Here is a 6,533-nt window from a genome sequence, read left to right on the forward strand (position 1 = left end):
CGCGGCGGCCCCCGCCACGAAGGCGGGGCCCTCCAGCAGCGTGACCGGCTCGCCCCTGTGGTTGGTGCGGCCCCACACCTCGTCGCCCGGCAGGCCGTTCAGTCCAGGGGGGCGCCGCGTCAGCGCCGTGTAGGCGGCGCGCGCCGCCACGGCGCCCAGCACCGTGCCCGCCAGCAGCCGCGCGGGCCGCGCCGGGCCCGAGGCGATGCGTCGGTTCATCAGGTCACCCGTTCTTCCCCGCCGTGGGCGCGGGCGAGGGCAGGTAGCCGCTCACGCCGGCGCCCGTCCCGTATCGTCCGGACTTGCCGCTCATCTCGTTCTGCAGCGCCAGGATCGTCACGATCTGCCCGAGCGAGGTGTCCACCGTGTCGACCGTGGACACCGAGTCGCCGGTGTCGGAGTCGCGCAGCGCCGCGATCAGCCCGCCCTCCTGAGCGGAGGTCGCGGGACCACCGACGACCGTACCGCGATTCGCCGCGTCCATGGCGGCGGCCAGCGAGATCAGCGCCTTGTTGGCGTCGGCCCCGCCGTCGTAGGTGTACGGGTTGGACGGGGCCACCATGATCGCGAGGGTGGCGTGCTGGCCGGGCTTGCCGCTGGCGGTGATGTACCCGGCCTGCTTGAAGCCGTTCAGCACGGCGCCGCCGGTGGCGTCCTCGCGGCCGGTCTTGGCGGGGTCCTTGGTGACCAGGGCGCTGGCCAGCACCGCGCCCGCCTTGGCGTAGGGGCCCGCGTCGCCGGGGAACTGGACGGCGTCGGTCTTCAGCTGGGTGGCCAGCTCCTCCACGGTGGCGCGCTGGTCCTCGTCCAGGAGCTTCTTCTGGAGGGTGACGCGGCCGGTGACGGTGGCCCCGGCGTTCTTGGCCAGCTCGCTGACCCGCTCGATGCCGTCGTTGCCGGCGCCGGGCGTCTCGAACAGCACCACGGACTGGCCCTTGAGCCGGTCCGCGACGATCTGCTCCGACAGCACCGCGCCGAACTGCTCGTCGCCGCCGAGCTGGTGCTGCATCTGCCGCTGGGCGATCCGCGCCTGCTGGGCGGTCTTGGCGGCGGAGTTGGCCTGCTGGCGCAGGGTGTCGCTCACCGAGTCCGACAGCGTGGTGGAGCCCAGCACGATGCCGAGCGCCAGCGCCAGGAAGATCGCGACGATGGAGACGAGGTGGTAGCGGAAATCGATCACGTGAAGAGTCCGGTCAGCCAGAAGACGAAGGCGTGCCAGCGGTCGGCGAGCAGGGGACTGATGACGTCCCCCGCCGGGGACATGGCGACGGCGGTGACGATGGCGACGAACGCGCCGAGGACGAGGAACAGCAGCGACCAGGCGGAGATGCGGCTGCGGTAGAGCCGGCTGACGCCCTTGGCGTCGACGAGCTTGCTGCCGACGCGCAGCCGGGTCAGGAACGTGCTGGCCATGCCGGCCCGGCCCTTGTCGAGGAACTCCACCATGTTGGCGTGCGTGCCGACCGCGACGATGAGCGTGGCGCCCTTGTCGTCGGCGAGCAGCATCGCGATGTCCTCGCTGGTGGCGGTGGCGGGGAACACCACCGCCTCGGTGCCGAGCTCGTGCACCCGCTTGAGCCCGGGCGCCCGGCCGTCCCGGTAGGCGTGCACGACGATCTCCGCGCCGCAGGTCAGCGCGTCGTCGGAGACCGAGTCCATGTCCCCGACGATCATGTCGGGGCGGTAGCCGGCCTCCAGCAGGGCGTCGGCTCCGCCGTCCACGCCGATCAGTACCGGGCGGTACTCGCGGATGTAGGGCCGCAGGGTGGCGATGTCCTCGCGGTAGTGGTAGCCGCGCACCACGATCAGGGCGTGCCGCCCGGCGATCTTGGTGGTCACCTCGGGAACGCCGACGCCGTCGATGAGCAGGTCGCGCTCGCGCTTGACGTACTCCATCGTGTTGGCGACGAACGCCTCGAGCTGGCTGGCCAGGCCCGCCTTGGCCTCGGTCAGCGCCGTCTCGACGGACTCGGCGGTCTGCGCGGTGCCCTTGGCGACGACCTCCTCGCCCCGGTAGACGGTGGAGTCCTCCACCCGGACGTGGTCGCCCTCGGCCAGCCTGGTGAAGATCTCCGGGCCGACGTCGTCCAGGAGCGGGATCCCGGCCTCGACGAGGATCTGCGGGCCGAGGTTGGGGTAGCGGCCCGAGATGCTCGGCGCCACGTTCACCACGGCGCCGACCGCGCAGGACACCAGGGCCTCCGCCGACACGCGGTCGAGGTCGACGTGGTCGATCACGGCGACCTCGCCGGGCTGCAGGCGCTTGGTGAGGTCCTTGGTGCGGCGGTCGAGCCGGGCGACGGCGCTGATCCCCTGCCGGCCGTCGTCGCGGCCCCGGCCGAGCGCCAGCACGCGCCGCGGCAGCCGCTGGGCCAGCCGGACGCGTCGCTCGGTGGTGGGAGACGGCTCGTTCATCGCCTGCCATCCTGCCAGAGCACGCGCGTCAACATCGGCAGGGACGGACGGTGAGGCGTGTCCGTTCGCGCACCCTCTGTAGTTTTCACGCCCCCCGATCCCCCTTCGCCCGATCAGCGTTCCTCGGCCGCCATCGCCAGCAGCTCCTCGGCGTGCGCCCGGCCGAGCTCGGAGTCCTCCAGGCCGGCGAGCATCCGCGACAGCTCCCGGATCCGGCCCTCCCGGTCCAGCGCGGTGACGCCGCTGCGCGTGACGGTGCCGTCGTCGGACTTCTCGACCAGCAGGTGCTGGTCGGCGAACGCGGCCACCTGCGGCAGGTGTGTGACGACGATCACCTGGGCGTTGCGCGCGAGCCGGGCGAGCCGCCGCCCGATCTCCACCGCGGCCTTGCCGCCGACGCCCGCGTCCACCTCGTCGAACACGAACGTCGGCACCGGGTCGGCACCGGCGAACACGACCTCGATCGCCAGCATGACCCGGGACAGCTCGCCGCCCGAGGCGCCCTTGTGCAGGGGCAGCGGCTGCGAGCCGGGGTGCGGCGCCAGCCGCACCTCCACCTCGTCGACGCCGTGCGGGCCGTAGTCGCCGGACGGGTCGACGGTCACCTCGATCCGGGCGTGCGGCATCGCCAGCGCGGTCAACTCCTCGGTGACGGCGGCCGAGAAGCGCTCGGCGGCCCGGCCGCGCACCGCGGTCAGCTCGGCGGCCTCGGCGGCGAGCCGCTCGGTCAGCTCGGCGTGCTCGGCGCGCAGCTCCTCGATGCGTTCGTCGTCACCCTCGAGCTCGGTGAGCCGCGCGGCCGAGCGCCGCGACCACTCCCCCACCTCGGCGAGCGTCGCCTCCGTCCCGCCGTACTTGCGGGTGAGGGCGGTCAGCTCGGCGCGCCGCTCCTGGACCACGGCCAGCCGCGCCGGGTCGGCGTCGACGGACTCGGCGTAGGAGGCGAGGTCGGTGCCGACGTCGGAGACGAGGTACCCGGCCTCGGCGAGCCGGTCGGCGAGCCCGGCCAGCTCGGGGTCGTGGTCGCGGACGGCCTCCAGCGCGTTGCGGGCCGTGCCGAGCAGGCCCACCACGTTCGCGGCCTCGAACGCGGCGGCGGGGTCGCCGAGCAGCGCCTCGTGCGCGGCGTCGGCGGCGCCGCGCAGCGCGTCGGCGTGCCCGAGCCGCTCCTCCTCGGCGGCGAGGGCGGTGTCCTCGTCCTCCTTGGGGTCGGCCTTCTCGATCTCCTCCAGGCCGAAGCGCAGCACCTCGGCCTCCTGCGCGCGCTCGCGCGCACGGGTGGTCAGCTCCTCCAGCAGCGCGGTGACCTGGCGGTGCCGCTGGTACGCCTTGGTGTAGGCGCGCATCGGCTTGGTCAGCGCGCCGCCCGCGTACCGGTCGAGGGCCGCGCGCTGCCTGCCCGCCTGCAGAAGCCGCTGCTGGTCGGACTGCCCGTGCACGGCGACCAGGTCGTCGGCCAGGTTGATCAGCAGGCTCACCGGGACGGACCGCCCGCCGAGGAAGGCGCGGGAGCGGCCCTCCGCCGACACCGACCGGGTGACGATCAGCGCGCCGTCGTCCAGTTCGCCGCCGGCCTCCTCGACCCGCTCCACGACCCGGCCGCCCGCGTCGACGACGATGCGGCCCTCCACGGTGGCGCGGCCGGCGCCCGGCCGGACCCGCTGCGGGTCGGCGCGCCCGCCGAACATCAGCCCGAGGCTGGTGACCACCATGGTCTTGCCCGCCCCGGTCTCGCCGGTCACGACGTTGAACCCCGGCGACAGATCGAGCACGGCCTCGTCGATCACGCCGAGGCCCTGGATCCGCACCTCATCGACCATCGGACGCACCAGCGTCACAACCCTCCGCAAACAGATCCCCGATCAGCGCCTGTGGAGATTATCCCCTCTGGCCGTCCGGCGCTCCCCCGTCCGCGGGCGGTGAGGGGTGCGCGGGCTGCCGGACCCGCCCGCGCCAGCCCGTCACGGGCAGCCCGAACTTGGTGACCAGACGATCGGTGAACGGGGTGAGGTGCAGCCGCGCGAGCCGCACGGGCTCGGCGCCGCGGCGGACCTCGACCCGGGCGCCCGGCGGCAGGTCGAGGGTGCGGCGCCCGTCGCACCACAGGACGGCGCGCGGCCCGTCGGCCAGCACCTCGACCGCCACCAGCGACCGCGGCGAGACGACCAGCGGCCGGGCGAACAGCGAGTGCGCGCTGATCGGCACGACGAGCATCGCCTCGACCTCCGGCCACACGACCGGGCCGCCGGCGGAGAACGCGTACGCGGTGGAGCCGGTCGGCGTGGCGCACACCACACCGTCGCAGCCCCAGTTCGACAGGGGGCGGCCGTCGATCTCGGCGACGACCTCCAGCATCCGCTCCCGCTCGGCCTTCTCGATGCTGGCCTCGTTCAGCGCCCAGGTGGTGCCGAGGACCTCGCCGTTGCGGCGGGCGGTGACGTCGACCGTCATCCGCTCCTCCACGTCGTAGCGGCGCTCGACGACCCGGTCGACGGTGGCGGCCAGGTCGTCCCGCTCGGCCTCGGCGAGGAACCCGACGTGCCCGAGGTTGACGCCGAGCAGCGGCGTGCCGGACCCGCGGGTGAGATCGGCGGCGCGCAGCAGGGTCCCGTCGCCGCCGAGGACCATGACGACCTCGGCGTCCTCGGCGGCCGCGGCGGCGCCGGGCATGACGTGGACGCCGGCGCAGCCGATGTCGTCGGCCTCCCCGGGCAGCACACGGACGGCGATCCCGGCCGCGGTGAGCCGCTCGGTGACCAGCTGCGCGCTGCGGACCGCCTCGGGCCGTCCGGTGTGCGCCACGACCAGCACCGACCTCTTGCTCATAGTCTCGCTCCACTTCCCGGCACGCCGCGGTGGACCACCGCGCACTGGACGAACGTTCGGCGGGCGCTCATCGGGGCCCCTCCTCGATGGCCTTGGCAAGGTCGGCGTCGTCGAGCTCGGGGGCGCCGGCGCGCAGCCACAGGAAGTACTCCACGTTGCCGGAGGGGCCCGGCAGCGGGCTCGCGGTCACGCCGAGCACGCCGAGCCCGAGCGCGGCGGCGTGGTCGGCGACGCCGCGCACGGCGCCGGCGCGCAGTTCCGGGTCGCGGACGACGCCGCCCGCGCCGACCCGGTCCTTGCCGACCTCGAACTGCGGCTTCACCATGACGGCGTAGTCGGCGCCCGGCGCGACGCACCGTCGCACCGGCCCGAGGACGAGCTTCAGCGAGATGAACGACAGGTCACCGACGACGAGGTCCGGCGGCGGCGCCCCGAGCATGGCGGGCTCCAGGTCGCGGATGTTGACCCGCTCCAGCACCGTGACGCGCTCGTCAGTGCGCAGCGACCAGGCGATCTGCCCGTAGCCGACGTCGACCGCGTGCACGTGCGCGGCGCCGGCGCGGAGCAGGACGTCGGTGAACCCGCCGGTGGAGGCGCCCGCGTCGAGGCAGCGGCGGCCCCGCACGTCCAGCCCGGCGAACGCGGCGAGCGCGCCGGCGAGCTTGTGGCCGCCGCGCGAGACGTACTCGGGGCCCGCGCCGGCCTCGTCGACGACGATCGCGGCGCCGGCGTCGACCTGCGTGGCCGCCTTGCCCGCCCGCTGCCCGCCGACCCGCACCCGCCCGTCGCCGATGAGCTGGGAGGCGTGCTCGCGGGACCGCGCGAGCTTGCGCCGCACCAGCTCCGCGTCCAGGCGCCGCCTCATCGGCGGCCCTCCGGCGGGACGCCCCGTGAGATCGTGCCGCCGATCACCGGGCGGGTCACGCGCCGCCGCCCGGACGGAGCGCGGCGGGGAACGCCGGCCTGGCACCCTGGCCCGGAGGCCGCGGACCCGGCGCGGGGCCTCCGGAAGGGGCCGGCGAGACGGCCGGTGGCGGGGCCGCGTCGTCCTGCCCGGCGGAGGCGAGGATCTCCTGGAGACGCTGGTGGACGTCCTCGAAGACCTCCACGTGATCGGCGACGGACCGGCCGGCCAGGTCGCCGAGGCGGGCGAGGGCGGCGTCCACCCGGGGGTCGCCGGTGGGCTCGGGCGGCGGCGCGGCCGGAAGGTCCGGCTCGCCCTCCTCCGCGGGCTCTCCGGGCTCCCCGGCGTTCACGATCCCCGCGTCCGGCGGCCCGGCCTGCGCGGGCTC

Annotated in this window: 6 protein-coding genes and 1 pseudogene; all 7 read right to left on the reverse strand. The window is 75.0% G+C overall.

What is annotated here, in order from left to right:
- A pseudogene (locus E1291_RS37500) lies at positions 1-219 on the reverse strand (hypothetical protein); the annotation flags it as partial.
- A 4-nt stretch (positions 220-223) separates the two neighbouring features.
- Positions 224-1,180: a copper transporter gene (locus E1291_RS37505; protein WP_131742797.1), complete on the reverse strand. Its 957-nt coding sequence runs from the start codon at positions 1,178-1,180 to the stop codon at positions 224-226.
- Positions 1,177-2,349, reverse strand: a complete 1,173-nt coding sequence (gene steA / locus E1291_RS37510; RefSeq protein ID WP_370771106.1) for a putative cytokinetic ring protein SteA — start codon at positions 2,347-2,349, stop codon at positions 1,177-1,179. Before steA ends, E1291_RS37505 begins: the two co-directional genes overlap by 4 nt.
- 179 nt (positions 2,350-2,528) lie before the next feature.
- Positions 2,529-4,235: a DNA repair protein RecN gene (gene recN, locus E1291_RS37515; RefSeq protein WP_131742799.1), complete on the reverse strand. Its 1,707-nt coding sequence runs from the start codon at positions 4,233-4,235 to the stop codon at positions 2,529-2,531.
- A gap of 58 nt (positions 4,236-4,293) precedes the next feature.
- On the reverse strand, positions 4,294-5,241 hold the full coding sequence (locus E1291_RS37520) for an NAD kinase (protein WP_131742800.1): 948 nt from the start codon (positions 5,239-5,241) through the stop codon (positions 4,294-4,296).
- 67 nt (positions 5,242-5,308) lie between these two features.
- The gene (locus E1291_RS37525) at positions 5,309-6,106 is read right to left on the reverse strand and encodes a TlyA family RNA methyltransferase (RefSeq protein WP_131742801.1); all 798 of its coding nucleotides are present in this window, start codon (positions 6,104-6,106) and stop codon (positions 5,309-5,311) included.
- 55 nt (positions 6,107-6,161) lie between these two features.
- Positions 6,162-6,533: hypothetical protein (locus E1291_RS42750; RefSeq protein ID WP_207401147.1), on the reverse strand; the 372-nt coding region annotated here is incomplete at its 5' end.

Source organism: Actinomadura roseirufa (genome assembly GCF_900659635.1).
Lineage (GTDB): Bacteria > Actinomycetota > Actinomycetes > Streptosporangiales > Streptosporangiaceae > Spirillospora > Spirillospora roseirufa.